The organism is Formosa sp. Hel1_33_131, assembly GCF_001735745.1.
In the GTDB taxonomy this organism is placed as follows: domain Bacteria; phylum Bacteroidota; class Bacteroidia; order Flavobacteriales; family Flavobacteriaceae; genus Hel1-33-131.
Window position 1 is genome coordinate 2,642,995 of record NZ_CP017260.1, and the last position, 26,380, is coordinate 2,669,374.

20 protein-coding genes and 1 other RNA gene are annotated in these 26,380 nt (G+C 37.1%); 12 read left to right on the forward strand and 9 right to left on the reverse strand.

The genetic code is table 11. The features are described from left to right. Positions 1 to 63 precede the first annotated feature (63 nt). Positions 64 to 375: RNase P RNA component class A (gene rnpB / locus FORMB_RS12345), an RNA gene on the forward strand. On the opposite strand, the gene FORMB_RS12350 is transcribed toward rnpB, so the two are convergent. Genes FORMB_RS12350 through FORMB_RS12360 form a run of 3 tightly spaced genes read right to left on the reverse strand, consistent with a single transcriptional unit; the run spans position 375 to position 2,435 of the window. Beyond that, positions 375 to 911, reverse strand: coding sequence for an RsmD family RNA methyltransferase (locus FORMB_RS12350; protein WP_069677757.1), 537 nt, complete (start codon positions 909 to 911; stop codon positions 375 to 377). The genes rnpB and FORMB_RS12350 overlap by 1 nt on opposite strands. Beyond that, a complete protein-coding gene (locus FORMB_RS12355) occupies positions 911 to 1,738 on the reverse strand; it encodes a DUF3822 family protein (RefSeq protein WP_069677758.1) in 828 nt (275 codons plus the stop codon). Before FORMB_RS12355 ends, FORMB_RS12350 begins: the two co-directional genes overlap by 1 nt. Further along, positions 1,701 to 2,435 (reverse strand): hypothetical protein, encoded by a 735-nt coding sequence (locus tag FORMB_RS12360; RefSeq protein ID WP_231925549.1) that lies wholly within the window; start codon positions 2,433 to 2,435, stop codon positions 1,701 to 1,703. Before FORMB_RS12360 ends, FORMB_RS12355 begins: the two co-directional genes overlap by 38 nt. Before the next feature lie 117 nt (positions 2,436 to 2,552). Between FORMB_RS12360 and FORMB_RS12365 the strand changes: the two genes are divergently transcribed. The 5 genes from FORMB_RS12365 (at position 2,553) to FORMB_RS12385 (ending at position 7,076) form a co-directional block, all read left to right on the forward strand. Beyond that, positions 2,553 to 3,977, forward strand: a complete 1,425-nt coding sequence (locus tag FORMB_RS12365) for an ATP-dependent DNA helicase (RefSeq protein ID WP_069677759.1) — start codon at positions 2,553 to 2,555, stop codon at positions 3,975 to 3,977. A 68-nt stretch (positions 3,978 to 4,045) separates the two neighbouring features. Beyond that, entirely contained in the window at positions 4,046 to 4,780 is a 735-nt protein-coding gene (gene kdsB / locus FORMB_RS12370) for a 3-deoxy-manno-octulosonate cytidylyltransferase (RefSeq protein WP_069677760.1), read from the forward strand. Positions 4,781 to 4,795: 15 nt separating this feature from the next. After that, complete coding sequence (locus FORMB_RS12375; protein WP_069677761.1) at positions 4,796 to 5,416, forward strand: CatA-like O-acetyltransferase; 621 nt, start codon at positions 4,796 to 4,798, stop codon at positions 5,414 to 5,416. Positions 5,417 to 5,473: 57 nt separating this feature from the next. Then, a complete protein-coding gene (locus FORMB_RS12380) occupies positions 5,474 to 6,532 on the forward strand; it encodes an iron-containing alcohol dehydrogenase family protein (protein WP_231925550.1) in 1,059 nt (352 codons plus the stop codon). 1 nt (position 6,533) lies between these two features. Then, entirely contained in the window at positions 6,534 to 7,076 is a 543-nt protein-coding gene (locus tag FORMB_RS12385) for a 1-acyl-sn-glycerol-3-phosphate acyltransferase (protein ID WP_069677763.1), read from the forward strand. Here FORMB_RS12385 and FORMB_RS12390 read toward each other — a convergent pair whose 3' ends face one another. The 6 genes from FORMB_RS12390 to thrA all read right to left on the reverse strand — a co-directional run bounded on the left by FORMB_RS12390 (position 7,077) and on the right by thrA (position 14,527). After that, positions 7,077 to 7,787, reverse strand: a complete 711-nt coding sequence (locus FORMB_RS12390) for a YebC/PmpR family DNA-binding transcriptional regulator (protein ID WP_069677764.1) — start codon at positions 7,785 to 7,787, stop codon at positions 7,077 to 7,079. A gap of 80 nt (positions 7,788 to 7,867) precedes the next feature. Next, the gene (locus FORMB_RS12395) at positions 7,868 to 8,695 is read right to left on the reverse strand and encodes a sugar nucleotide-binding protein (RefSeq protein ID WP_069677765.1); all 828 of its coding nucleotides are present in this window, start codon (positions 8,693 to 8,695) and stop codon (positions 7,868 to 7,870) included. A 13-nt stretch (positions 8,696 to 8,708) separates the two neighbouring features. Beyond that, positions 8,709 to 9,791: a glycine cleavage system aminomethyltransferase GcvT gene (gene gcvT, locus FORMB_RS12400; protein ID WP_069677766.1), complete on the reverse strand. Its 1,083-nt coding sequence runs from the start codon at positions 9,789 to 9,791 to the stop codon at positions 8,709 to 8,711. Positions 9,792 to 9,846: 55 nt separating this feature from the next. Beyond that, the gene (gene thrC, locus FORMB_RS12405) at positions 9,847 to 11,142 is read right to left on the reverse strand and encodes a threonine synthase (protein ID WP_069677767.1); all 1,296 of its coding nucleotides are present in this window, start codon (positions 11,140 to 11,142) and stop codon (positions 9,847 to 9,849) included. A gap of 2 nt (positions 11,143 to 11,144) precedes the next feature. Then, complete coding sequence (locus tag FORMB_RS12410) at positions 11,145 to 12,074, reverse strand: homoserine kinase (protein ID WP_069677768.1); 930 nt, start codon at positions 12,072 to 12,074, stop codon at positions 11,145 to 11,147. After that, complete coding sequence (thrA, locus tag FORMB_RS12415; RefSeq protein ID WP_069677769.1) at positions 12,074 to 14,527, reverse strand: bifunctional aspartate kinase/homoserine dehydrogenase I; 2,454 nt, start codon at positions 14,525 to 14,527, stop codon at positions 12,074 to 12,076. The genes FORMB_RS12410 and thrA overlap by 1 nt, the downstream gene beginning before the upstream one ends. 477 nt (positions 14,528 to 15,004) lie before the next feature. Between thrA and glyA the strand changes: the two genes are divergently transcribed. The 6 genes from glyA to FORMB_RS13090 all read left to right on the forward strand — a co-directional run bounded on the left by glyA (position 15,005) and on the right by FORMB_RS13090 (position 26,330). Then, the gene (gene glyA / locus FORMB_RS12425; protein WP_069677771.1) at positions 15,005 to 16,276 is read left to right on the forward strand and encodes a serine hydroxymethyltransferase; all 1,272 of its coding nucleotides are present in this window, start codon (positions 15,005 to 15,007) and stop codon (positions 16,274 to 16,276) included. 156 nt (positions 16,277 to 16,432) lie between these two features. Next, complete coding sequence (locus tag FORMB_RS12430; protein ID WP_069677772.1) at positions 16,433 to 19,909, forward strand: RHS repeat domain-containing protein; 3,477 nt, start codon at positions 16,433 to 16,435, stop codon at positions 19,907 to 19,909. 4 nt (positions 19,910 to 19,913) lie between these two features. After that, positions 19,914 to 24,971, forward strand: a complete 5,058-nt coding sequence (locus tag FORMB_RS12435; protein WP_157498198.1) for a DUF6443 domain-containing protein — start codon at positions 19,914 to 19,916, stop codon at positions 24,969 to 24,971. A gap of 4 nt (positions 24,972 to 24,975) precedes the next feature. Beyond that, positions 24,976 to 25,176 carry a hypothetical protein gene (locus tag FORMB_RS12440; RefSeq protein WP_069677774.1) on the forward strand — a complete coding sequence of 67 codons (201 nt, stop codon included), beginning with the start codon at positions 24,976 to 24,978 and terminating at the stop codon, positions 25,174 to 25,176. 26 nt (positions 25,177 to 25,202) lie between these two features. After that, positions 25,203 to 25,889, forward strand: coding sequence for a hypothetical protein (locus tag FORMB_RS12445; RefSeq protein WP_069677775.1), 687 nt, complete (start codon positions 25,203 to 25,205; stop codon positions 25,887 to 25,889). A gap of 300 nt (positions 25,890 to 26,189) precedes the next feature. Then, on the forward strand, positions 26,190 to 26,330 hold the full coding sequence (locus FORMB_RS13090) for a hypothetical protein (RefSeq protein ID WP_157498200.1): 141 nt from the start codon (positions 26,190 to 26,192) through the stop codon (positions 26,328 to 26,330). The last annotated feature ends 50 nt before the right edge of the window (positions 26,331 to 26,380 follow it).

A 26,380-nucleotide genomic window follows, 5' to 3' on the forward strand; every position in this document is an offset into this window, starting at 1 on the left:
ATTGCCTAAATTAAACCCTGTAAAATTAAAAGGAGTTATTAACAATTTATGTATTTTTGCCGCAAAGCAGATCGCCTTATCGCTGTTCGTTTTAAACGAAGGGAGGAAAGTCCGGACACCATAGTGTATTATAGTGGCTAACGGCCACCAGTCGTAAGGCTAGGAAAAGTGCAACAGAAAGAATGTACAGGTTAAGCTGTAGTGAAACCAGGTAAACTCTATAAGGTGCAATGTCATGTATATCAGTGCTTGAGCGCGACACGTGCGATGCTGAAGGGTAGGCAGCTAAAGTTTACTGGCAACAGTAAACGTAGATAAATGATAAGGGTCACATTTTGTGTGATACAGGATCCGGCTTATAGATCTGCTTTTTTTTAATTTTCGAAAAAACTAAACCGATTTCCACCGTAACCTTTCACTTCTGAGAATTGAGGTGCAGAAGACAAATCTGTTTGTTTGGAATGTTCTACAATCAGTACACCATCTTCCTCTAAGAGTTCGTTTTGAAACACAAGCTCTACAATTTTTAAAAACTTTTCATGTTCTAGCTCATAAGGAGGATCGGCAAAAATAATCGTTTGGGGTTGTTTTGTTTTTTCTAAAAAGCCAAAGACTTCTGCTTTTACCACTTGGATAGGCATTTCAAATTCTTCGGAGGTTTGCGAAATAAATTTTGTACAATGAAAGTTTTGATCGACCGCCACAATGGATTCCGTCCCTCTTGAAGCAAATTCATAGCTAATATTTCCGGTGCCCGAAAATAAATCTAATACCGAGATATCATGAAAATGATAGCGATGGTTGAGGATGTTAAACAACGCTTCTTTGGCCATATCGGTGGTGGGACGCACGGGTAATTTTTTTGGTGCCATAATTCGTCTGGCCTTGAATATTCCTGATATGATTCGCATTATAAGCTGTTTAGGAGTGTAAAATGTTTAGAACTAGCATCGTTGCTGTAAAGCATTGCATCTTCATGTAAAAGACTGACGTGCCTTACATACTTGTATGCAATCTGATAGAGGTCGTCATTTTCATCAACAGAGCCCATTAAGATTGCTGGAAATTCTTCGGGATTCAGTTGTAATTGTTCCGCTGTAAATAAAAGGTAATAAATAAAATCTTCTTTAGTACTGTACTCAAAACGGTTGTAAAACTTTAAATGATTGTTTTCAACCACAATAATTTCAAAATGAGAGGTCTCAATATTGAGATACATTTTCAAGGATTTTGAATTTTTTTCAAGTGTCAACACGCGGTTTAATGTAATGGTGGCACTGTGCTTGTATTCAAAACTTCCAAAACGCTCAAATATAAAATTGTTGATATTTACGAGTGGTACATATACAACCACTATATCTGCAATTTTCAGAGGATCATACGTGATGAAATCTGTTTTTAATATTTTGGTATTAAATTTTAGATAATCGACTAGGTTCGTTTCATCAAACAAAGGCTTAGGAACAAGGGTCGCTAATTCATTGTCGTGAATGACGGTCACCTTGCCGAATTGTTTTTGAAGCTCTTCTAGACTGTTAAAACTATGGGTGAGTTGATCTAAAAGGGCTTGAGGGGTTTGTTTCTTATCAAAATTCACCGACTCTAAAAATTCAATTTTCGAGTCCATTAAGTTTAAAACAAAAAAAGAAAGTCCATTCAAGTTTACTTGAATGGACAATTCATATATGGAGTCTGATATGTTATTGTTCTTTAGAATAATTTTTTGGCCAGTTTCCATTTGTATTTATTTCTTCCATAGACCCTACCTTTAGGCTCGGTCCATTCACACCTTCTACAGATTTGACTTCAGATTCAAGATCTACTAAGTTCTTATCTTGGTCAAATAAAATTACTTTTTTAGAAACAGAGGCTTCAAACACAGGAATGTTCACTCCGTTTTGTTCCAAAAGACCTGCTTTTAATTCAAATTTTTGTCCATCTTCTAAGGTAGGAATGTTCATCATTGTTTTGTATCGAGGATCCGCTCCAAACAAGGAGTCTCTTACAGGAACAAAGCCTAGTGTGTCAATAATGACAATATCTTTAGGCGTATCAACTCCGTAAATACGTGTCAATTCTTTGTCAATGATCGTGGAATCTCTTCGTTGTGTGATTGTGAATTTTTCATTTTCAATGAATTTCACTAAGCTATCCCAATTTGCTTCAAATTGACCAGTCACAGTTCTGTGTGCTAATTCGGCATCTCTAATATCTTTTAGATTTTCGATAACCACCTTGTAGCGTTTTTCTTTTAGTTGATTGAATTGAATTTCACCATAGACAGACATAATGGTGATGTACCCTAAATAAATGATGAGTCCCCAGAGGCCAACAAGAATAAATGGTTTGTATTTTTTTGGGACGTTTTTATCAATTAGATAAACAATTCCAATGGTCAGTAAAATGACGGCAACGATTATTAAAAAAATTATCATAGTTTTATAAATTGTTATGAGACACTACAAATCTACAATTTTTTTTTATTCAATAAAGTGAATGTTACAAAAAATCATTTCTATATTTGAATAAAAATATATCTGCTATACAATCGAATGGATAAAAATGACTTTTATAAACTACTAAAAACCAGTTTTCCTTTTACGCCAACGGTTAAGCAAAACATTGGATTACAGCAACTTTCTAACTTTGTTTTTAGTACGGTTGCCAATGAACTCTTTGTTTTAAAAGGCTATGCTGGTACTGGAAAAACAACAATTATTGGAGTGCTTGTAAAAAACTTATGGGAAGTTCAAAAAAATGCTGTTTTATTGGCGCCAACAGGACGTGCAGCTAAGGTGATTAGCAACTATTCACAAAAAGAAGCGTTTACCATTCATAAGAAAATTTATGTGCCACGTTCCGAAAAAAACGGTAAAATTTCTTTTGTACTGGCGCCTAACAAGCACAAAAAGACCATTTTTATTGTGGATGAAGCCTCTATGATCTCAGATATTTCCAATCAAGCAAAGTTATTTGGAACGGGGTCGTTGTTGGACGATTTGATTCAATATGTGTATTCTGGCTTTCAGTGTAAGTTGTTGTTAATTGGTGATACCGCACAGTTGCCACCTGTGAAACTCGATTTGAGTCCTGCGTTAAATGAATCTAACTTAGAGCTCAACTACAATAAAGAAGTTCTCCGTCTAGAGTTGGACGAAGTGGTGAGGCAAGGGGAAGATTCTGGGATTTTATTCAATGCCACGCATTTGAGGGAAGCCATCTCAAATTCGTACTTTGATTCTTTTGAATTCAACCTTAAAGGGTTCAAAGATATTGTGCGTTTGAATGATGGTTATGAGATTATGGATGCTATTAACGATGCTTATAGCAACTTAGGGAATGAAGAAACGGCTTTAATAGTGCGCTCTAATAAACGAGCAAACCTCTATAATGAGCAAATTCGTTCTCGGATTTTGTTTAATGAAAATGAATTGACAGCGGGCGATTTTTTAATGATTGTTAAAAATAATTACTTTTGGTTAAAGCCTACAAGTGCAGCTGGGTTTATAGCCAATGGGGATATTATAGAAGTTTTGGAAGTTTTTAGTGTTAAAGAATTATATGGTTTTCGGTTTGCAGAAGTTAAAATCCGAATGGTAGATTATCCTAAAATGCGCCCATTTGAAACCGTTTTAATGTTAGATACCATCACCTTAGAAACCCCTTCTTTGCCCTATGAAGAGTCCAATAAATTATATCAAGAAATACTAAAAGATTTTGAAGATGAACCCTCTTCTTATAAAAAGTTTTTAGGCGTTAAAAAGAGTAAATACCTCAATTCACTCCAAGTGAAATTTTCGTATGCGATTACCTGTCACAAATCGCAAGGGGGGCAGTGGAATACCGTATTTGTAGAGCAGCCTTATTTACCAAATGGTATCGATCGTGACTACTTGCGTTGGCTTTATACAGCAATGACGCGTGCCAAAGAAAAACTATATCTAATTGGTTTTCAAGATGATTATTTTGAAGATTAAAGACGATTCCTTTAAATAAATTCTCAAAAAAATATTGTATTTTTGTTCATTAATTAATCTTAAGCTAAATGAAAATAATTGCCATGATTCCTGCGCGTTACGACTCATCTCGTTTTCCTGGAAAACTTATGCAAAATCTAGGAGGGAAGAGTGTCATTCTTCGTACCTATGAGGCTACAATGGAAACAAATTTATTTAGCGATGTCTATGTAGTGACCGACAGTGAGATTATTTCACAGGAAATTAAAAGTCACGGCGGAAAAGTTTTCATGAGCCAAAAAATACATGAATCAGGAAGTGATCGTATTGCCGAAGCTGCGGAAGCGATTGATTGTGATATTGTGGTCAATGTGCAAGGAGATGAACCTTTTACAGACAAAGAGAGTTTGATAAAAGTCTTAGATGAATTTGAAAATGATTCTGAAAATGAAATTGATTTAGCCTCTTTAATGATCCATATTACAGATGCTGAAGAAATTCTGAATAGAAACTCTGTTAAAGTAATCGTTGATCAACGTAATTTCGCTCTCTATTTTTCAAGAAGTCCCATTCCTTATTCCAGAGATAAAACAGTAGATACTAAGTATTTTAAACATAAAGGTGTGTATGCTTTTAGAAAACAAGCCTTACTTGATTTCACAAAACTTCCCATGAAAATGTTGGAGGCTTCTGAAAAAATAGAATGCATTCGTTATTTAGAGTTTGGGAAAAAAATAAAAATGGTGGAAACAGATATTCACGGCATTGAAATTGACACTCCCGAAGATTTGATAAACGCCAATAAACATTGGAAAACGAATTAATTAAGAAGAATAATATTGAAAAAATTAGATATAAGCGCTTGGAATCGCAAACACCATTTTAATCATTTTAATGCATTAGCAGATCCTTATTTTGGGGTGACGATTCCTTTTGATGTGTCTAAAGCCTACAAAAAATCAAAGGACACGGGTTCTAGTTTTTTTGCGATCTATCTTCACGACTGTATGAAAGCGATTAATGCAGTTGAAAATTTTAAATATAGAATTATAGACGACGAAGTATTTGAATGCGATGTCATACACGCTTCTTCAACCATTCTAAGAGCTGATAAAACCTTTGGTTTTAGCTATATCAATTTTTCAGAAAACTTTGAAGAATTTAACACCAATTTACTGAAAGAAAAACAACGCATTGATGAATCTTCGGAACTTTACCCCCCAGTTTATGGTTTAGATTGTATCCATTGTTCTGCCTTGCCTTGGTTTTCTTTTACATCCCAAAAAGAGCCTTTTTCAGGGGTCAAAGATTCCGTACCCAAATTAGCATTTAGTAAAACCTACAAAGAAAACGATTCATTATTGATGAATGTAGGGATTAGTGCAAATCATGCCTTAATAGACGGCTATCATGTCGGGCAATTTGCAGAATTATTTCAAAAAAACCTTAACCTCCCATAATATATTATTATGGATTAATACTACCTAGTTATGAATATGAGTTTTAAAAATTTCCCCATGGTTTCCAAAGTTGTCTTTGGTCGCGGTAGTTTCACCCAATTAGGTGAAATCTTAGCCCCAGAACGTCTAAATGAAAGTGCCCCTTTCATATTTCTTGTTGACGACGTATTTGAACACAATGCATCCTTAATAGCCAAAATCCCCTTACTGTATAAGGATCAAATTATCTTCATATCATCTGAAGAAGAACCCAAAACAACACAAGTAGATAAATTGGTCGAAGACATCGTTTTAAACTCGAGTGTGTTGCCCTCAGGAATTATTGGAATAGGAGGGGGAACCCTTTTAGATTTAGCCAAAGCAGTTGCTTTGATGCTAACGAATGACGGATCGAGCCACGAGTATCAAGGCTGGGATTTGATAAAAAATAAAGGCATTTATCATGTTGGTGTTCCTACAATTTCAGGCACAGGTGCCGAAGTGTCAAGAACAACCATTTTGACAGGGCCCACTATGAAATTAGGAATCAATAGTGATTTTACACCCTTTGATCAAGTAATTTTAGACCCAGAACTTACGGAAGGTGTTTCTAAAGAACAATGGTTTTATACAGGAATGGATTGTTATATTCATTGTATAGAATCGCTTACAGGAGAGTATATCAACTCCTTTAGTAAAACTTATGGAGAAACAGCTTTAAGTCTTTGTAAAGAAGTCTTTTTAGAGACGTTGATCCAAGAAGAAAGTCAAGATAAATTGATGATGGCGTCTTGGCATGGTGGAATGAGCATTGCGTATTCGCAAGTGGGCGTTGCCCACGCCATGAGTTATGGCTTGTCTTTTTTATTAGGGACCAAGCATGGGATTGGAAATTGTATCGTATTTGATCACTTAGAAGAATTTTATCCAGAAGGGGTTGAATTGTTCAAAAAGATGAAAGCAAAGCATAATATCTCATTACCGCAAGGAATTTGCGCCAACCTCACAGACAAACAATTTGACATCATGATTGATGTCTCTTTGAGTCTTGAACCCTTATGGGAAAATGCCATCGGAAAAGATTGGAAAACCAAAATAACAAGATCCCGCTTAAAGGACCTTTATTCTAAAATGTAACATGCACAGGATATCAAAATTTATATACCATCGTTTATTAGGTTGGAAATCAACCGGTTTTAAAAATTTTGATTCTGTAAAAAAAGCAGTGCTTATTGCAGCACCCCATACGAGTTGGCATGACTTTTATATAGGGGTGCTTTTAAGATCATCCCTAAAGCTGGAAGCACATTTCGTAGGGAAGAATGCATTATTTAATCCTTTAACAGCTTGGTTTTTTAGAGCCCTTGGCGGGGCACCTGTACGCCGAAATGCAAATGAAAAACAAGTGGATGCTATTGCTAGACTGTTTGAAGATAGAGAGGTGTTTCGTATGTTGTTAGCTCCCGAAGGCACTCGTAAAAAGGTTGAGTCCTGGCGAACGGGATTTTACTTTATAGCCAAAACGGCAAAAGTCCCTGTAGTTATGTTGTCTTTTGATTTTGAAAATAAAGAGAATAAGTTCTCAGAACCTTTTTACCCCACCGATGATATGGAAGCAGATTTTAAGTTTATGCGTGCGTTTTTTGAAGGGGTTAAAGGAAAAATCCCAGAATTCTCTTAATTACTCTTGCATGGTGTGGTACACAAATTGAACATCGTCGTCCTCTTCTAGTTTTTCCAAAAGTTTTTCGACATCCGCCACTTGTGCTTCGTTTAGGGGTTTCGTCACTTGTGGTATCCGTTCAAATCCAGAAGATAGAATTTCAATTTCACGTGATTCTAAAGCTGATTGAATCGCTCCAAAACTTTCAAACGGGGCATAGATCAAAATACCATCATCGTCTGCAAAGACTTCTTCGGCACCAAAATCGATAAATTCAAGTTCAATATCGTCAACATCCAATCCTTCTGCATTGATTCTAAAATTACAAGTATGGTCAAACATAAACACTACAGAACCAGAAGTTCCTAAACTTCCATTGCATTTATTGAAAAAACTTCTGACATTTGCAACGGTACGGGTATTGTTGTCTGTCGCCGTTTCAACAAGAATCGCAATCCCATGAGGCGCATAGCCTTCAAACAAGACTTCTTTATAATCCCCTTGACTTTTATCACTGGCTCGTTTAATGGCACGCTCAATGTTGTCCTTGGGCATGTTGACCGCTTTCCCATTCTGAATGACGGCTCTTAATCGAGAATTGCTATCTGGATCCGCACCACCTTCTTTGACTGCCATGACAATGTCTTTTCCAATACGTGTGAATGCCTTGCTCATTGCTGACCAACGTTTCATTTTTCTTGCTTTGCGAAATTCAAATGCTCTTCCCATAGGTTTTATTGTATTCTAAATAATGTTTAACAAAAATAAAAATGCTGAAGCGAAAAACAAGTATAAATCGACTTAAAACTTTAAAACATATTTTCAAAGAGTTCCAAGCTGTACATTTGAAGGTGTTTTGGAAGGGTGTTTTCTTTTGGTAAAACAGCCAAGTATCGGTCGTCATTGGTGGTATATACAAGTTTATAACGCGGGGTTTTAGTTCCTATTTTAGAAACTAACTCTTTGATAAAATCATCGTGGTGTACCAAGTCCTTACTTCCTAAATGAAAAATACCATGTTTGTTTCGATTGATGATGTAGTGTAATTGTTGGGTTACTTTTTTATCTGAAATGACATTCATAATCAGATTAGGAAATAATTCAATCGGGACGTCCAGTTCAAGATGTAATTTAAGCTCATTAACCCGTGGAGATGGCGCTCCAAAAACCATCGGCAACCGTAAGATGGTTACTTTTTTAGGGGGGAGTTTTAAGAATAACTGCTCAAGTCTAATTTTAAAATGACCGTAAACACTGTTGCTAAGCGTGGTGTCATTCTCATAACTCGGAAATTTACTGTAGGCATCAAATACATTGGCAGAAGATAAAAAGACCATCTTGCAATTTTTCTGAGAAGAGATGTACTCAAAAACATGTTTATGTGCTGTCAACTGTGCTGCAAAATCGCCTCTCAGCGCAGAGATGATGATTGTTGGTTTTACCACATTTAGAACCTCAAAAATATCATCTTCCTCTACATCGTAGTGAAAGAATTGCTTGTTCTTTTCAAATGCTAAAAGAGGCGTTCGATAGGTTCCAAATGTTTGGTAATAGGGGTGGAGCTCCTTATAAATAGCATTGCCTAAAAAGCCACTGACCCCTAATATCAGAATGCGGTGTTTTTTTAAGGTAGCCATATTTCTACGAAAGTTATTTTTTGTAAAAAGGAAGTTTCACAATCGTGGCAAGCACTTTTTGTTTGCGAATGGCAATGCAAATTTCAGTTCCAACGGCTGCTTGTTCTGACAAGACATAACCCATTCCAATCCCTTTTCCTAACGACGGTGCCATGGTCCCCGAAGTGACAATTCCGATGTCATTTCCAGAGGCATCTTCAATGGTGTAATCCTTACGAGGAATGCCACGTTCTAATAATTCAAAGCCAACCAAACGTCTTTTAGGACCTTCTTCTTTTTCAGTTTTAAGGGCTTCAGAATTTGTGAAGGATTTTGTAAACTTGGTAATCCATCCCAATCCAGCTTCGATAGGAGAGCTGTGGTCATCAATGTCATTTCCATAAAGACAATAGCCCATTTCCAATCGTAAGGTATCTCGCGCGGCTAAACCAATAGGTTTGATTCCAAAAGAAGCACCTGCTTCTAGGACTTTTTCCCATACCTGTTTCACTTCTGAGTTTTTACAATAAATCTCAAAGCCACCACTTCCAGTATATCCGGTTGCAGAAATGATGACATGCTCTATGCCTGCAAAATCAGCCACTACAAAATTATAAAACCCAATAGAAGCCAAATCAACGCTGGACAACGATTGCATCGCTTCCACTGCTTTTGGCCCTTGAATGGCTAATAAGGAATAGACCTCACTGATATTTTTCATCTCCGCACCCATTGAATTTTTGGACGCAATCCAGTTCCAATCTTTTTCAATATTACTGGCATTGACCACTAACAGATAGGTTTCTTCTTTGACTTTATAAATAATTAAATCATCGACAATACCGCCTTGATCATTTGGCAAACAACTGTATTGTGCTTTTCCGACGGTTAGTTTTGAAGCATCGTTTGAAGAGACCGATTGTATAAGATCTAAAGCATGCGGACCTTTAATAAGAAACTCGCCCATGTGAGAGACGTCAAATACACCAACGCCATTCCTAACGGTTTCATGTTCGGCATTAACCCCTTCGTATTGAACGGGCATATTGTATCCCGCAAAGGGAACCATTTTAGCGCCTAGAGCTTCGTGTGTAGATTGGAGTGCAGTAACTTTCATAGTAAATTAGATTTTAAGTAGTACAAATCTAATCAAAAATAGGAATCGAAACGGCTTAAAGCTGTGTTAAAAATGCTTTAAATTCAGAATAGTCCTTAATATCAGTCGCTACTTTTTGTTTATCGATGACGGATTTTATTTGTGGAGGTAGTGGAATTTCGGCATCAATAACTTCTTTAACCACATCTAAAAACTTTGTCGGGTGGGCGGTTTCTAAAAACACACAATGCGCTTCTGGATTGGTCTTTAAATACGATTTAGAGCCTAAATAACCCACGGCTCCGTGTGGATCGGCGATGTAATTAGTGGTCTTATAAATCTCATCCAACGCTTGTTTTGTTTCTTCATCCGTGAAGCTGTAAGAAGAGAGGTTTGATTTTAAGGTATCAAACTCATTATTATAAATCGCTTGAATTCGGATAAAATTACTTGGATTCCCTACATCCATCGCGTTACTCACCGTTTGAACGGACGGTTTAGGATCGTAAGAATTGGACTCTAAATAACGAGTCACCACATTATTATCATTGTTAGAAGCGATAAAATGTTTAATGGGCAAACCTAATTTTTGGGCAATCATTCCGGCACATACATTTCCGAAATTCCCACTAGGCACTGAAAACACGATGTCTTTATATTGATGCTTCAGTTGTTTGTACGCAAACATAAAATAAAACAACTGCGGAAGCCAACGCGCGACATTGATAGAGTTTGCGGATGTCAATTGCATTAATGAAGTAAGATCATCATCTAGAAATGCTTTTTTTACCATGTCCTGACAATCGTCAAAAGTACCCTCAACTTCAAGGGCGGTGATGTTTTGACCTAAAGTCGTGAGTTGTTTTTCTTGAATGTTACTGACTTTTCCGCTTGGATATAAAATGACCACTCGAACGCCTTTAACCCCTAAGAATCCATTGGCCACCGCACCTCCCGTGTCACCAGAAGTGGCCACCAAAACGGTCACTTCATTGGAATTATTCTTATTAAAATAGCCTAAACAACGTGCCATAAAGCGTGCGCCAACATCTTTAAACGCCATTGTGGGGCCATGAAATAATTCGAGTGTGGATATGGATTCTGTCAGTTTTACAACAGGAAAATCAAAACTAAGCGTTTCTGAGACGATTGTTTTTAAAACAGCTTCAGGAATTTCGGGACTTATGAATTGTTTGATGGCTTCAAACGCAATGTCTTCATTTGAAAGATTCTCTATGTTCTCAAAAAAAGAAGCATCTAAAGGGGTAATATTCTCTGGGAAATACAAGCCTCTATCTGGAGCAAGTCCTTTGATGACTGCATTTTCAAAAGTGGTTGTTGGAGCGATGTTATTTAAACTATAATAGTTCATCCTTAGTTTTCGTTTAAGAGTTTGATGCCGTCTAAATTTATTTTTGAAACATAAATTTCAAACGGAATATGTTGATTTTGATAGGTTTCTCGGATGGCTTTTTCAACCTTTTCAGCAGTGGAATCACTTTTACACAAACTAAACACAGAAGGCCCTGAGCCCGAAATGCCAGTGCCTAAAGCACCGTTTTCTAATGCTGCTTTTTTAATGTCTTCAAATCCAGGGATGAGTTGACTTCTAAACGGCTCCACCACCACATCTTTTAAAGAGCGACTGATCAGATCGTAATCGTTGGTATGTAAGCCGTGAATAAGACTTCCCACATTTGACCACTGCGTGATCGCATTTTTTAATGAAATATGCTCTGGAAGTATCTTTCGTGCATCCGATGTTTTTATCTCAATTTGAGGGTGAATGACTACGGCAAATAAATCGGAGGGGGTTGGGATTTGAAGAACTTCTAAAGGCTCTAAACTTTTCACTAAGGTAAATCCTCCAAAGAGGGCAGGAGCAATGTTATCGGCGTGCTCACTTTGACTGGCAACGGCTTCGCCTTTCATGGCAAAGGCTGTAAGTTCGGTTTTCGAATACGGATTACCAAGCAATACATTCATTCCATAGACACTGCCAACAGCACTTGCAGAGCTGCTGCCAACACCACTACCAGGTTTGATGTGTTTATATATTTCGATTTCAAAACCACAATCCGGTTTTGCAGCCTCATACATGGCCAATGCCGAAACACCTGCTACATTTTTTTCAACTTCAAAGGGAAGGTCATAGCCTTCAATTTTTGTAATTCGAATTCCTTTTTCTACGGTTTTACGAATCACCATTTCATCACCAATTGAATCCAAGCAAAATCCGAGGACATCAAATCCGCAGGAGACATTCGCAACCGTTGCTGGAGAAAACAGTTTAATTTCGTTCATTAATGTGTATTTGAAATTCTAATAATATCTGCAAATAAACCTGAAGCCGTAACTTCAGATCCTGCGCCAGCTCCTTTGATAATCATGGGTTGATCGCTGTAACGGTTGGTGTAAAACATCACAATATTATCTTTTCCTTCCAGGTTGTAAAAAGGGTGTCCAACAGGAATTTCTTTGAGACCTACTTTTGACGCTCCATCTTTAAATTCTGCCACATATTTCAGTTGACAGTCGTTTGCTTCCGCAGACTGAAATAGTTTTTGAAACAAATCTTCATTGGTTTTTAGGGTTTCATAAAAAGCATCTACAGAGTTGGCCTCCATACATTCTTTTGGCAAAAACGCTTCATTTTGAATGTCTTCCATTTCTAACATCTCTCCGCTTTCTCTGGCTAAAATCAATAATTTTCTTGCAACATCCACACCACTCAAATCAATTCTTGGATCTGGCTCCGTATAGCCTTCTAATTGTGCTTGTTTTACAACGTCGTGAAAGGTCGTGTTTTTATTGAAATTATTAAAGATAAAATTCAAACTTCCTGAAAGTACTGCATTGATGGAAGTGACATGATCCCCAGACATGATTAAATTTTTTAATGTATCAATGACGGGCAAACCAGCACCAACATTTGTTTCGAACAAGAAGGGCACATTGTATTTATGGGAAAGTTGCTTTAATTCTTTGTAGTTTTCTATGGCACCTGAACACGCAATTTTGTTACAAGCCACCACGGCGATGCTTTGTTTTAAATAGTGAGCATAGGTATTGGCGACCGCTTCGTTGGCTGTAATATCTATAAAAATAGAATTTCTTAAGTTTAAATCTTTTGAGGCTTCAAAGAACGCCATCGGTTCTGTTGGTTGTCCTTCTTTCAACAGAGTATCCCAATCTGAAAGATTTAATCCACTTTCATCAAACACCATCTTTTTAGAGTTGGAAAGGGCGACGACTTTAAGGTTGATTTTAAGTGTTGATTTTATGTATTTCTTTTGTTGTTTGATCTGATCCATGAGGGATTTACCTACATTTCCAACCCCAGCAATGAATAAGTTCATTTGCTTGGTTTGTTCCTCAAAAAATTGCTCATGTAAAGAATTCAATGCTTTTTTTACATCCGATTCAGAAATCACGGCTGTAATATTCCGTTCTGAAGCCCCTTGTGCAATCGCTCTAATATTGACATTGTTTTTCCCTAAAGTACTAAACATTTTCCCGCTAATCCCTTGATGGCTTTTCATTTTATCACCTACAACCGCCACAATGGACAAGTTGGGTTCAATGATTAAAGGATCAATTTTATGGAGCGAAATCTCATTTTCAAATTCTTTATCAATCACCGTTTTTGCGGAGAGCGCATCGGCATCTGAAACTCCAATACATATAGAATGTTCCGAAGATGCTTGGGTGATAATGATCACATTTATTTTAGAATGCGCCAAGGTTTCAAACAAACGTTTGGAAAACCCAGGAATCCCTACCATGCCATTTCCTTGTAGCGTGAGTAAAGAGACATTATTGATATTGCTAATTCCTTTGATCGGAGATTGAGAGCCGTTTTCTGAAATTTTAGTAATCAAGGTTCCAGGATCTTGAGGTGCTAAGGTGTTTTTTATAAGTAGTGGAATGTCTTTTCGGAGGACGGGTTGCACGGTTGGTGGATACAATACTTTAGCTCCAAAGTGCGACAATTCAATGGCTTCTAAATACGATAACTTGCTAATTGGTTTCGCATGTTTGACCATCTTAGGGTTGGTCGTAAACATCCCGCTTACATCTGTCCATATTTGCAAAACACTGGCGTTGAGTGCTGCCGCAAGAATCGCTGCAGTGTAATCGGACCCACCACGCCCTAAAGTGGTGATCTCGTCATTTTCAGACTTGGATATAAAGCCTGGTAAGATGGTTACCATTTTTTGATTGCTTTCAAAATAGGTGGTGATATTGGCATTTGTTTCTTCAAAATTAACAGCTGCATTGGTAAAGTTTGAATCGGTTACAATTAAATTTTGTGAATTTTTTAATTGAACGTTGACCCCTTTAGATTTGATCGCTTCGTAAATAATTAATGAAGAAATCAATTCTCCAAAACTGAGAAGTTTATCGTTTGTTTTTGGTGACAGTTCGTTTATTAAATACACGCCATCTAATAACTTTTCAAGCCGTGATAAATGTTCCAACACAATGTCAGTAGTGGCTTCATGCACTTCGCCACTCAGTAAACCATCAATCACTTCGATATGCTTTAAGCGTAAGGACTCAAAGTCTTCTTTGTAACTGTGGTCTTTACGAATGGCTTTATCGGCCGCAATGAGTAATTTATCGGTAATTCCACCAACGGCAGATACCACAACCACAATGTTTTCAGAAGCAGATTCTTCTTTAATGATTTTTATGACTTTGGATATGTTTTTTGAAGAACCTACAGATGTTCCTCCAAATTTTAAAACTTTCATGTGTTTATTTTATTGATTTTTAATGGAAACTATTGTTTTGGTATAAACAATAAAATTAGGGGCGGAATTAAATAATAGCAAAACCCAAAAGGGTGATCATAATTGCAGTCATCGTTACAAAAAGAGGATTCATTTGGAAAGGTTCCATGAAGGATAAATTTGTAGAACTTGTTAAGTGTTGCATTAGATATTTATTTAACTTTCAAAAGTATCAATTTCAAAGTGAAAAAAAAATAATAATCTCAATTTTACAAATTATGGAATTTAGAGGGTATATATTTTTAATAATTAACCAAAAACGAAGTATTCCTGCGCTTTTGTCAATCCCTTTAAAAATTACAAATTTTCAACATAAAAAAGCACTTATTAAATGTTGATGACTGTTTAATAAATAGTCGTTGAAATTGTTGTTTTTAATATGTTTACAGCAATCTTATTATTAATTTTGCAGCCATAACCTTTTGAATAAAACTATACATGCAACGCGACGAACAAATTTTTGAATTAATTGAAGCTGAAAAAGAACGTCAAATCAATGGAATTGAATTGATTGCTTCTGAAAATTTCACAAGTGAACAAGTGATGGAAGCTACCGGATCTGTATTGACCAACAAATACGCAGAGGGATATCCTGGAAAGCGTTATTATGGAGGTTGTGAAGTTGTGGACGAAGTAGAGCTGATTGCTATTGATCGTGCCAAAACACTCTTTGGAGCTGCTTGGGCAAACGTACAACCCCACTCTGGAAGTCAGGCCAATACAGCCGTCTTTCATGCGTGTTTAAAAGTAGGGGATAAAATCTTAGGATTTGATCTCTCTCATGGTGGACACTTGACACACGGATCGCCTGTGAATTTCTCTGGACGTTTGTACGATCCCGTTTTTTACGGAGTTGAAAAAGAAACCGGTGTTTTGAATTACGATAAAATTCAGGAGATTGCGACCAAAGAACAACCAAAACTAATCATTGCAGGAGCCTCTGCTTACTCAAGAGATATCGATTTTAAGCGTTTTAGAATTATTGCCGACAGTGTGGGTGCTATTTTATTAGGCGATATTTCTCACCCTTCTGGATTGATCGCTAAAGGTATTTTGAACGATCCTTTACCGTATTGTCACATTGTCACCACCACCACGCACAAGACCTTAAGAGGCCCAAGAGGCGGTCTGATTATGATGGGAAAAGATTTTGAAAATCCGTTTGGAATTACGTTGAAATCTGGAAAAGTACGCATGATGTCTTCTTTATTGGATTCTGCTATTTTCCCTGGAAATCAAGGTGGACCTTTAGAACATGTGATTGCTGGAAAAGCGATTGCTTTTGGTGAAGCATTGACCGATGAATTTTTACATTATATTTTACAGGTTAAAAAGAATGCGGATGCCATGGCAAAAGCTTTTGTAAAACGCGATTACCATTTGATTTCTGGTGGGACTGACAACCATATGATGCTGATTGATTTAAGAAACAAAAACATCACTGGAAAGGTTGCCGAACAAGCCCTTGTAAAAGCGGATATTACGGTGAATAAAAACATGGTGCCGTTTGATACACAGAGTCCCTTTGTAACTTCTGGAATCCGTGTTGGAACGCCTGCAATTACCACTCGTGGTTTGGTAGAATCTGATATGGAAACGGTTGTTGAGTTTATTGACCAAGCACTTAACAACCATGAAGATGAAGCGAAATTAGAAGCGATTTCAGAACAAGTAAATGCGATGATGAGTCACCGTCCTTTGTTTGCTTAGACGTACATCATACTTTATAATTGAGCCTCCTAATTTTATTGGGAGGTTTTTTTTGTGTTATATTTTAACTTATGTTAATTAATTATTAAAATATAAGGCAACCATTTTTTTAAATTAGGTTTTTGTTATAGCTTTAGAGTTCCTAAATCTATTACTATGAAAAAAACAGCCCTCCTTGCCATTGTATTCTTCCTATACATCCAGCCTGCAGTTTCGCAAGAATTGCCAACAATAATTCCGCCATCGCCGACAGCTTTTCAAATGACACGTTACGGAGATGTTGCTGTTAATGAGTCAACAGGAAAAATCAGTCCTAGTATCCCTCTTTACACGTACAGAGCAGGGCGTTTAAATTTGCCAATTGGCTTATCCTACCAGGGTAATGGAGTAAAAGTAGATCAGTCGGCAAGTTGGACCGGTATTAACTGGAACTTAAATGCAGGAGGTGTTATTGCTAGAACCGTAAGAGATCAAGATGATTTTAATTCTCAAGGAGGAAGGCGATTTTATTCTGAACAAAATTTAAATGAAATGGATATTTATAACAACCCAGATAATATCGCATTATTATACAATTTTATTACAGCGAATACAGCAGATTCGGAAGTAGATATTTTTAGTTTTTCTTTTCCAGGATACTCTGGGAGTTTCTATTTTGATGAAGATTTTGAAGCTCATTTAACAAAAAATGATTCTCCACTTAAAATTGAAGTTGACGAGGGACCTCCAATTGACAGTGACGGAATAACTCAACATTTAAAACGAGAAATTACAATAACAACTCCAGAAGGTATTAAATATTATTTTGGAGGCCTGCATGCTTCAGAAGCTTCAAAGACAGTATATCCTACCGCTGGTGGAGGTGCAACAAATTTTGTTCAAACAGCTTTTTATTTACATAAGATGCAGCACCCTTTGGGAGACGAAATATATTTTGTTTATGAAACTTTCCCTTTTGAATACAGTAATTTAATTGCAGTTTCTGAAAGAATTTCTATGCTAGTAGAAACCTATACTTCTTGCCTTAAACCAGATGAGACCTTACCAGATCTTGGTGCGATTGATAAGTTAAGAAACTCTATTAAAGACGGCCAATTTCTGAAAAGAATTTATAGTAATAAAAACTCTTATGAGGTTGTATTTAGCAACTCTACAGTTCCTATATCTAATACAGACGTTAGACCACATTATTTAAAAGTATTAAATAGCATGATCGCAAGAAATTCAATGAATCTTTCAGAAGAATTAGAAAAAATTGATTTTGAATATCTATATCCAAAAGGGGTTGAAAATTCCCAAAGATTTTTTCTTAAATCTGTAAATTTCAATAATGGTACTTCTTATAAAATGGACTACAATTCTCCAGAAAGCTTACCTAAACGGTTTGATTATGACCAAGATCATTTAGGTTATTTTAATAACAAAGGAAATTCTAGGTTTGCTCCCAAAACAGATAACAGTGCATTTACTTCTATTTATAATTCGTTGGCCGATAAAAGTCCAAAATTCAATTATTCTTCAAAAGGAGCATTAATCAAACTAACATACCCTACAGGAGGATATTCCGAATTTGAGTATGAAAGTGGCTTTCTCAGTAATGAAACTGCTTCTGAAACAAAGTATGCGCACTTTATAACCTATAGAAATGACCCCACAAGAAACCCTAGTAATAAAAATCCTAATTTTGTTTATCTTGGGGTACTAGAGAATGATAGAGGAATAGGAGGCTCTGAAAATGGAACAGTAGACACAATAAAGGATCAGTTAATTGACGTAAGATTACATAATGTAAAAAGTATACAACACCTAGATATGCATGTAATATTCCGACTTACAGTGAAAGACTTTACGGATAATACGGAACAGATTCTTAACAAACAGCATCAGTATGGTTCAGAAATTCTAGATTGGGATCCGGTTTTAGGAAACGTTTTTACTTATGAAACTTTTATTTTTAAAGGAATCAGGTTTAAAAGAGGGCATAACTATAAAATTTCATTAGAAATAGTTGCTAATTCTGTTGAATCTAATGGAACAATAAATGCTAATATTGATTTTAATTATGAAGTAGAAACAGAAGAACTTATAGAAGATTTAGGAATTCGTATAAAAAGTGTTACAGATTACCCCGCTAATAAAGCGGCTACCCGTAAGCACTACGAATATTTATCTGAAAGCACTGCAATTATCCCTAGATACGTATACAGTACTTTAACTAAAATTTGTTGTGATGAACCTTTAGGGGCCGTTATAGAGAAATCACTTGTGAACCTCACCTCTTCAAGTATTAGCTCTATATACACAAACAGTAACAACGAAAAAGTATATAGCAAAGTACTTACTTATATGTCAGATGTCAACTCTGAAAATCCTAAAAAAAATTATATTAATGGTTACATTGAAAAGGAATTTATTGTTAGATCAGATGCTTCGCCTTTCAATTTCTTAGGAGGAGTTACTGGTTCAAGTGCTATATTAGCTGTAGATACGGATTATTATAGATTGCCCAATAAAAGAGAAAATAAATCGGTAGTTAATGGGCTTTTAAAAAAGGAAAAAATATTCTCTAAAACTGGTGGTATACAGAATGAATATAGATTAATTAAAGAAACAGAATACGATTATACAATTGATAGTAACTCTACTTTTATTACTAATAATGCTACCACTGAACTATTTACACGTTGTGAAATAGTAGGAAATGTAAGTGATTTAGGCACTACATATTTGGGGTTATATAACACATATTCTAATAAAGTACAGCTGAATTCAACAACTACCAAAGTTTTTGATTTTGGTAGTTCAACAATTTCAGGGTCAAATACATCTTCAGTTGATGCAGCGAAGGTTTTAGAGACTACAATTGAATATGAGTACGATCAATATGTTGGACTTCCAACAAAAGTAACAACCTTTTCTAGTGATACGGATATTGCTACAGAAACACGCTACACATACCCAAGTATCTCTAACGATGTTGTGAGTCATATATCAAAACCATTATTCATTCGATCGTATATTACTAATAATTTTGGTACTTCTTCAGAATTATTATCTACAGTACAAAATACATATAATAATAACTTCAATCACTATGGCCAGGATTTAAAACTGCCTTCTAAAGTAAAAGTTTTAAAAGGAGAGTTAACAGATGAGAGCTTTTTAGAGGACCGCATCCTCTACCACGACTACGACGCCTACGGCAACCCCTTAGAAGTCAGTAAAGCCGATGGCACCCACATTGTTTACATCTGGGGTTACAACCAAACCCAGCCCATTGCCAAAATAGAAAACGCCACCTATGCACAGGTATCAAGTCGGGTTGCGAACTTACAAACCCTCTCCAATGCAGATGACGATAGAACCGTTGACATCTTAAATTCAAATGGCACCATCACAAAAGTTGGTAAAGAAGGCGATTTAAGAGAAGCATTACGAAATTTAAGAATCAACTTCAAAAATTCCTTAGTCACCACCTACACCTACGACCCCTTAATAGGCGTCACCAGTGTCACCGACCCACGGGGAAACACCGTTTATTATGAATACGACCCCTTCAACCGCCTGAAACACGTCAAAGACAAAGACGGCAATATTTTAAGTGAAAACGAATACAACTACAAAAACCAATAACAGGATGCGACACACCACCCCTCTCTACCTTATTCTATTGTGCTTTATCACAGGTACATTATATACAGCAGCTCAAGACAGAGCTATAAACATTGAAGACATTGGTAGTTCTGTGAGTATCTCAGGCCCCTCTAACGTTATGCTAAACGAAACTGTTAGTTACACAGCCACTACAGAATCTGGACAAATTTCTTCAGCAACTTGGAGTGTTGTAGGAGGAGACGTTTTAAGCAGTTCAGCAACAAGTGCTTCTATCAAATGGACCCATGTTGGACCTAAAATCATTAACTATACAGGAAGAACAACCACAAGAACAACATTAAGAGGCAACTACATTGTTAGAGTTAGTGCTCCTATTGCACCAGCTACGCCCTCACCACCAATTATAGCAAGTCAAAACTGTTCGTCAGCACTCCTCCAAAAATCTGGCACAGTCCCAAGTGGTGTGCAATGGTATTGGCAAGGAACCAATAGTCAGGGCAGTAGCACCTCTTTTGCTCAAAACACTTATACTGCAAATGCAACAGGCACTTACTACCTCCGTGCTCGAAATACTCAAGGTGTTTGGAGTACAAGAAGTAGTTCAGTATCTGTAACTCTAGGAATGATTGGAGGTTCGCAATGGTATGCCGATACAGATGGTGATGGGTTTGGAGATCCAAACACAAGTCAATTAAGTTGTAACCAACCTTCTGGCTATGTCAGTAATAATACTGATCAATGTCCAGAATTAAGCGGAACCAATTCTGGATGTCCATCGACAAGTGTAAATGAAAATTATATATTAACAACCAATTATCTATCAGAAACGTTGGATGGTGAGGTTTCTAATGGTGAAAAACAAGAAACCATCACCTACATTGACGGTTTGGGCCGTCCCAAACAACAAATAGGCATCCGACAAAGCCCCACCGGCAAAGACATCATCACCCATATTGGCTATGACCCATTTGGCAGGCAAAACAAAAACTATTTGCCCTATGTACCAGAAGTTGCAGGAAGCGAAGGCACCTTCCGAATTGGCAACCAACAACAAGCCACCACCAATTTTTACAACACCCCCAAATACGAAAACACCCAAAACCCCTACAGTGAAACCCATTTTGAAGCCTCGCCGCTCAACCGTGTTTTAGAACAAGGCGCCCCCGGCACCGACTGGGCAGTTGATAAAGACAGTGACACCGACCATACCATCAAATTTGACTACCAAACCAATGCCCAAACAGACTTTGTACGCCTTTATAAAGTAAACTTTATAAACAACGACACCAAAGCCCCCCAGCTCCAAGACGCCGGCTTTTATGCCCCCAACGAGCTCTACAAAACCATTACTAAAGACGAAAATTGGAAACCAGGCACCAGCTACAACAATGACGGCAGCAACAACACCACCCAAGAATACAAAAACAAACAAGGGCAAGTTATTTTAAAACGCAGTTTCAACAACAAAAAATGGCACGACACCTACTACGTCTATGACGACTATGGAAACCTCACTTTTGTGCTTCCCCCAAAACTAAACACCTACGCCTCCTTATGGCAGCAAGACAACCTAGGCTACAAATATTTTTCCAATGTATATTCGTTGTACCAACCCGGCTACCAAAGCTACTATAACTACTTGGGCTACTATTTTTCCACCCACAACAAACGCTTCCAACTTTACTTTGGAGATTATAACGGTCCCAGAGTTGCTTTAAAAGAAGGCATGGTCTTTGACTTAGGCTTGGAATTTGACATTCCCGACGGTCCCTTGCAAGGAGATATCCGTATTACCACCAGTCCCAACACCTACAACTGGGAAACAGGACACTACACCGCTAAGATCATCAACGGACAACTGCACCTCCATGGTGATGGAACCGTCGCTTACAGAGTCTCTGCAAACCTATATATGCCGATGGAACGCGTGACCGTCTCCCACACCATCACCACCAGCGAACTCAACGACTTGGCCTACCAATACAAATACGACAAACGCAACCGCTTAATTGAAAAGAAAATCCCTGGTAAAGACTGGGAATACATCGTCTATGACAAACTCGACCGTCCCGTGATGACCCAAGACGCCAACTTGAGAGCCGCCAACAAATGGCTTTTTACTAAATACGACGTCTTTGGACGCGTCGCCTACACAGGCAGTAGAGACTTAAACTCCATGTACTACACCCGCAGTGTGATGCAATACTTTGCAGATGGAAACGGGTACACCCAATACGAATCCAAAAGAAGACTACACACCCTTGGAGGCACTTCCATATACTACACCAGTACCGCCATGCCAACCGGAGTCACCAAAGTCTATACCATCAACTACTACGACACTTACGAAGATGTCCCAAGCGACTTGACCGTACCTACTGATGTCTTTGGACAAACCGTCACCGCCCAAACCAAAAGCCTGCCAACCGTTAGCAAAGTCCGCGTATTGGACACCAACCACTGGATTACCAATGTCACCTACTACGATGCCAAAGCACGCCCCATCTATCTGTACAGTAAAAACCCCTATCTAGGAACCACCGACATTACCAAACTCCAACTTGACTTTACAGGCAAAACCCTGCAAACCCATACCACCCACAAAAAAACAGGACAAGCCGATATTGTCACTGTAGAGCACTACGATTACGACCCTGCAGGTCGACTCTTGACCCAAAAACAAACCCTCAACGGACAAGCCCAAGAACTCATTTCTGAAAACCACTACGACGCACTAGGCCAACTGGAAAGCAAAGGCGTCGGAGGGAAAGCCACCGCCAGCAATCCCTTACAAACCATTGACTACGCCTACAACATACGTGGTTGGCTCAAACGCATCAACACTCCTGGCGCTTTGGGAGACGACCTCTTTGGATTTGAACTCAACTACAACACCCCACAAGGCCCCACAACCTCCACATGGTACAACCACCCCTTGTACAACGGAAACATTAGCCATGTGACCTGGCAAACCAACAACGTCTCCAGCGACCAACGGCATTACAACTACCGCTACGACGCTTTGAACCGATTTACCCATGCCTACTATGCTGAAAACAGCCAGTACACACATAAATATAATGCGTATATTTACAACTACGACCGCAATGGGAACATTGGGAATTTGTACCGAAGTGGTCAAAATCCCAATAACCAGAACACAAGTTATTCAATGGACTATTTAAAATACACTTATGACGAAGGCAACCAACTGACAGGCGTAAAGGACCACTATAACAATACCACTTCCAACAGCATGGGCGGATTTAAGGATGGAAACACCACCCCAGTAGACTATGCCTACGACACCAATGGGAACATGACCGTGGATAAAAACAAAAACATTACAAGCATCCAATACAACCATTTGAATTTGCCAACTAAAATAGTTTTCAATAATGACGACCCTGCGTTTTCTCGCACCCCAAAAGCCATCGAATACACCTATGATGCGACGGGAGTGAAGCTCTCTAAAAAGGTGAATGAAAACTTTAATATCACCAACACTCAATACGCTGGTAATTATATTTATGAAAACAGCACCCTTAAATTCTTTTCCCACCCCGAAGGCTATATAGAACCTTCAACCACTGGTTTTGACTATGTGTACCAATACAAAGACCATTTAGGAAATGTACGTTTGTCGTATTCCGATATGAACAAAGATGGTGTAGTAGCCCCAGCAAATTGGACCACCGTTTTTAGTGACGATTTAGAAAACAGCACTGGTTGGGACAGTGAAGGCTCCACAAGTGGTTGGTCAGCACCAATAGACACCACTAAAGGCCATTTAGATAATTCGTCTGTAAAATTACACCGCACCGTTTCTGGAGGGTATTATGCCCATTCCAACGAATGGATTCCAATAAATGAATCAGAACCCAACACCTATAAGTTTTCAGGATGGGTCTATGTAGAAAGTAGTGGGTACTCTTGGGTAATGTTGTCCTTTTTTATGAATGAAGATACAGAAACGAATTATTATACAGAAGTTTCAGAGATCTCTCGTATTTTCACGAAAAATCAATGGGTTTATTTGGAGCAGGAAGTTACAGTTCCTGTTAATATTGATAAAATTAATTTAAGAGTTGGGTTGTATAATGGGAGCCCGAGTGTGACCGCTTGGTTTGATGAGTTGCGTATCGAGCGAATCGGTGAAAGTGAGATTGTAGAGGAATCGAATTACTATCCATTCGGGCTTAAACATAAAGGGTATAATAACGTGACATCTGCGAATGTAAATTCTGTAGCAAGCAAGTTTAAATTCAATGGTGTGGAGTTGGAAGAATCCTTAGGACTCGATTTATATGAAACTAATTTACGTCTATATGACCCTGCAATTGGTAGATGGAATGCAATTGACATTGTAGATCATTTTGAATATTCTCCTTACCAAGCGTTTGACAATAATCCTGTATTTTTTGCAGATCCAAGTGGTGCTGATTCAATATATAATTTTGAAACAGGTCAATATGTAATAGATGGGCAGGAGGTTTCCTTTGATGAAGCTGTTGCATATGCTGAAAATGGAGGGAATAGTGATGGAAATAATAATAACAATTGTTGTAATGACCCCATACAATTTTTTAATTGGCTGGGTTCCCTTTTGGGATTAAACAACTATAATATAGGGGATGATATTGGATCAAAAATTAATGGAACGAAAAATCCGGCTAATAATACATTGGCACCAGTAGATTTTGGAGTCAAAAAATGGATTGCAAATAATAAAGATGATCTATTATCTCTTGCTCAAATAATGCAAGATGTTGGAGATGGAGGAGCAGTTGTTGGCTATGCTCTTACAATATCAGTTATTGGAGCGGAAGTAGGTATACCTCTTGCAGCTTCAGGTAATATAGTTTCCACTATGGGATCAGGGTTAGAAATAACTGTACATCTAACCCAGAGAGATTTAGAAAATGCGACAAATGAGGCTGGTTGGGTTGTAGCAGGAAAACTAATTGATGCAGGATTAAAGAAAATACCAGGGGGCTCTCAATTAGCGAACGAAATAATACAACAAAATGGAGCAGTTAAAATGATATTAACCGAAAGAATTGTTGAATCTAAGAAGTGAAAATATGATTGAAAACAATAAAATATTATTTGGTGTAGGGTGTATTATTTTCGGTGTTGTTTTCTTGTATTATAATTTTAATAATAATGACTATAAGAATGATAGGGCATGGGATATAGCTATGATTTTTAAAGGTTTGGTTGGAGGTTTAGCAGTTATATTAATAGGCATTATCGCTATACTGATGCATTTTAATTTTTTGTAAAAATAATTGTCAGAAAATATTATAGAATGAAAAATAAAAATTTAATTGGAATAATAATATTAGTTTTATTATTTAATTGGAATTACGGTTCATCTCAAAACTACTTTGAAGGAGAAATGTATTTTCATATAGATTATGAGTTAATCGATAAGAAAATATCCAAAAACAACCTAATTAAGCAAATGGGAGATTCTGTAGTTGCTTACCTAAAAGAAGATAAGTTTGTACTACTACATAATTCAAAAGGAAAATTAGGTAAAAGAAAGACTATATTTTTACTTAATGAAGGTTTTAACTATGTAGATTATGAAAAGTCAGACACTATAATGAGATTTAATTTAAATAAAATTTCAGGAAAACTTTTAAATTTTAATAGAAATTTACACGAAAATAAACCTATACTTAATGAATTATGTGAATCAATAACTATAGAGTTTGAATCAACTAACAAAGAAGATTTTTTTCAGAAACACAAAGGTAAATACTATTTTAGTGCAAATAATTATAAATTAAATCCAAAGTATTACAGGAATTATGAAAGCAATTTTTGGAATTTATTTGTTAAAGAGTCTACTTCAATTTCCCTGAGAAACGAAGTCGAATACTATCCATTATTTAAATCAATACAACAGGTTTATGGAACAATCAAAAGGAAAATACCAGATTCAGTATTTCAATTAAATAAAAATAAATATATTAAAATTATGAAATAGGTTGTCAACAGGGAGATTGTTATGATCCAGTAGATTTTAAAAATGACTCAGATGATGAGATTTATAAAAAACTTTTAAACAATATTACCACTTTTGTTAAAGCTAAAAATAAAGCCATAAGAACAAGAGAGACAATGGCAGCCGTTTATATTGAAGAACTTATTAGGCTAGATAATATATATGGGGATATTCATAAATCCCCTCCTCGCTGCCGCACGAATCCTTTCGTGTGGTCATAAAGAAAAGTAACGAGTTTGATAAAAACAAAGAATTGTATTTTAAATTTAAGAAGGAGGTTAGATGAGTAGAAATTATAAATTTCATAATCCAGAAGAATATGTTTATAGTAGTGCCGTTGATTATGCAGATCAAAAAGGATTTATAGATGATGTGCTGGTTTTTACAATGTTAAATTACCACACGAAAGGATTCGTGCGGTAGCGGGGCTGCTTTTGATAATAACCCAGTTTTTTGGGCGGACCCTGATGCCG

Bases quoted from the DNA above. Each gene is read 5' to 3' on its own strand.
- FORMB_RS12385 (WP_069677763.1), top strand. From the start codon at position 6,534: ATGCACAGGATATCAAAATTTATATACCATCGTTTATTAGGTTGGAAA.
- FORMB_RS12430 (WP_069677772.1), top strand. From the start codon at position 16,433: ATGAAAAAAACAGCCCTCCTTGCCATTGTATTCTTCCTATACATCCAG.
- thrA (WP_069677769.1), bottom strand. From the start codon at position 14,527: ATGAAAGTTTTAAAATTTGGAGGAACATCTGTAGGTTCTTCAAAAAAC.
- glyA (WP_069677771.1), top strand. From the start codon at position 15,005: ATGCAACGCGACGAACAAATTTTTGAATTAATTGAAGCTGAAAAAGAA.
- FORMB_RS12365 (WP_069677759.1), top strand. From the start codon at position 2,553: ATGGATAAAAATGACTTTTATAAACTACTAAAAACCAGTTTTCCTTTT.
- gcvT (WP_069677766.1), bottom strand. From the start codon at position 9,791: ATGAAAGTTACTGCACTCCAATCTACACACGAAGCTCTAGGCGCTAAA.
- FORMB_RS12355 (WP_069677758.1), bottom strand. From the start codon at position 1,738: ATGGAAACTGGCCAAAAAATTATTCTAAAGAACAATAACATATCAGAC.
- FORMB_RS12445 (WP_069677775.1), top strand. From the start codon at position 25,203: ATGAAAAATAAAAATTTAATTGGAATAATAATATTAGTTTTATTATTT.
- FORMB_RS12395 (WP_069677765.1), bottom strand. From the start codon at position 8,695: ATGGCTACCTTAAAAAAACACCGCATTCTGATATTAGGGGTCAGTGGC.
- FORMB_RS12380 (WP_231925550.1), top strand. From the start codon at position 5,474: ATGGTTTCCAAAGTTGTCTTTGGTCGCGGTAGTTTCACCCAATTAGGT.
- kdsB (WP_069677760.1), top strand. From the start codon at position 4,046: ATGAAAATAATTGCCATGATTCCTGCGCGTTACGACTCATCTCGTTTT.
- FORMB_RS12435 (WP_157498198.1), top strand. From the start codon at position 19,914: ATGCGACACACCACCCCTCTCTACCTTATTCTATTGTGCTTTATCACA.
- FORMB_RS12440 (WP_069677774.1), top strand. From the start codon at position 24,976: ATGATTGAAAACAATAAAATATTATTTGGTGTAGGGTGTATTATTTTC.
- FORMB_RS12360 (WP_231925549.1), bottom strand. From the start codon at position 2,435: ATGATAATTTTTTTAATAATCGTTGCCGTCATTTTACTGACCATTGGA.
- thrC (WP_069677767.1), bottom strand. From the start codon at position 11,142: ATGAACTATTATAGTTTAAATAACATCGCTCCAACAACCACTTTTGAA.
- FORMB_RS12410 (WP_069677768.1), bottom strand. From the start codon at position 12,074: ATGAACGAAATTAAACTGTTTTCTCCAGCAACGGTTGCGAATGTCTCC.
- FORMB_RS12350 (WP_069677757.1), bottom strand. From the start codon at position 911: ATGCGAATCATATCAGGAATATTCAAGGCCAGACGAATTATGGCACCA.
- FORMB_RS12390 (WP_069677764.1), bottom strand. From the start codon at position 7,787: ATGGGAAGAGCATTTGAATTTCGCAAAGCAAGAAAAATGAAACGTTGG.
- FORMB_RS13090 (WP_157498200.1), top strand. From the start codon at position 26,190: ATGAGTAGAAATTATAAATTTCATAATCCAGAAGAATATGTTTATAGT.